The following is a 1,308-nucleotide window of genomic DNA, read 5'->3' as shown; positions in this document are numbered from 1 at the left end:
GCGGTCTGAGGACCGCTGGCCGGTATGGAGATGCGCAGGCCTGGTGCAAAACACTTCTGCGGGCTCGAAGCCCTATGACTCGGAATGCTTTTCCAAACCCGGATCTGACCGATCACTTTGCCCTTACTACTCCTCGAACTTCTCACACGCCCGACGCACCCGGGACTGTTCGTGCGATCTCCTGATCAGGCCACGACAGCCACCGGATTCCTGTAATCCTCGCCTTTGGTCAGCATTGCCCATACGGCTCGCGCCATCTTGTTGGCCAAGGCGATGGCAACGAGCATTCGCGGCTTACGCTCCAGCATGCGGAACAGCCACGATCCCTCTAGCGGCGCATTGCGAGAAGCCCAGCGCACGACGGTCATCGCGCCCGTAATGAGCAGTCGGCGGATATCTCGCTGGCCCATTTTCGATGTCTTGCCCAGAACCTGCTTTCCGCCAGTAGAGCGCTGGAGAGGTACGAGGCCAAGCCAGGCCGCAAAGTCTCTCCCGCGGCGGAATGTCTCCATAGGAGGCGCAAAGGCTTCGATAGCCATGGCGGTCACGTGACCTATCCCGGGCACCGTCAACAGCCGGGCCGTTGTTGGGGCTTTGGCGGCCGCCTGCTGGAGGAGCTTTTCCAGCGCCTCAATCTTGCTGCTCAATGAACTAATTTGCTCCAGATAAAGCCGCGCCATCTCAACGACGAGCAAATCCAGCGATACCTCGGTTTCCTCGATAGCCGCTTCAAGGACTCGGACATTGGTCACCCCTTGGGGCGCGACAACACCATGTTCAGCGAGATGGCCGCGAAGAGCATTGACGAGCTGGGTTCGCTGCCGGACCAACAAATCGCGCGTCCTGAACACCATCGCCCCAGCCTGCTGTTCCGGCGATTTGAGCGCGACAAAGCGCATGTTCGGCCGAACAGCCGCTTCAGCGATCGCCTCCGCGTCCGCAGCGTCGTTCTTCTGGCGCTTCACGAAGGGTTTTACATAGATTGGCGGGATGAGGCGGACCTCATGTCCAAGCTCTTGTATCGCGCGCCCCCAGAAATGGGCGCTGGCACAAGCTTCCATCGCCACAATGCAACGCGACTGCTGGGACAGGAATGGGAGCAACTGACCACGGCTAAGCTTCTTGCGGAGGAGCGCGCGCCCGTTCGGACACGCTCCGTGTACTTGGAAAACCCGCTTTGCCAGATCCAGACCGATGATGCTAACTTCACCCATGGATGCCTTCTCCTCTGCTGTGACGTTCGGAAACATCACAATGGCACATTCGATGCCGTCGGGAGGGGGCATCCACTCCATCACTTCTCAGTGG

General features: G+C 59.6%; 1 protein-coding gene. It reads right to left on the bottom strand.

Annotation, left to right across the window (positions count from 1 at the left end; all coding sequences use genetic code 11):
- Nucleotides 1-185 precede the first annotated feature (185 nt).
- A complete protein-coding gene (locus HT136_RS26010) occupies nt 186-1,214 on the bottom strand; it encodes an IS110 family RNA-guided transposase (RefSeq protein ID WP_214202650.1) in 1,029 nt (342 codons plus the stop codon).
- Nucleotides 1,215-1,308: the final 94 nt, after the last annotated feature.

It is taken from the genome of Novosphingobium profundi (genome assembly GCF_018491765.1).
GTDB classification, from domain to species: Bacteria; Pseudomonadota; Alphaproteobacteria; order Sphingomonadales; family Sphingomonadaceae; genus Novosphingobium; species Novosphingobium profundi.
This window is presented reverse-complemented; position numbering and strand designations above follow the sequence as displayed.

Bases quoted from the DNA above. Each gene is read 5' to 3' on its own strand.
- HT136_RS26010 (WP_214202650.1), bottom strand. From the start codon at position 1,214: ATGGGTGAAGTTAGCATCATCGGTCTGGATCTGGCAAAGCGGGTTTTC.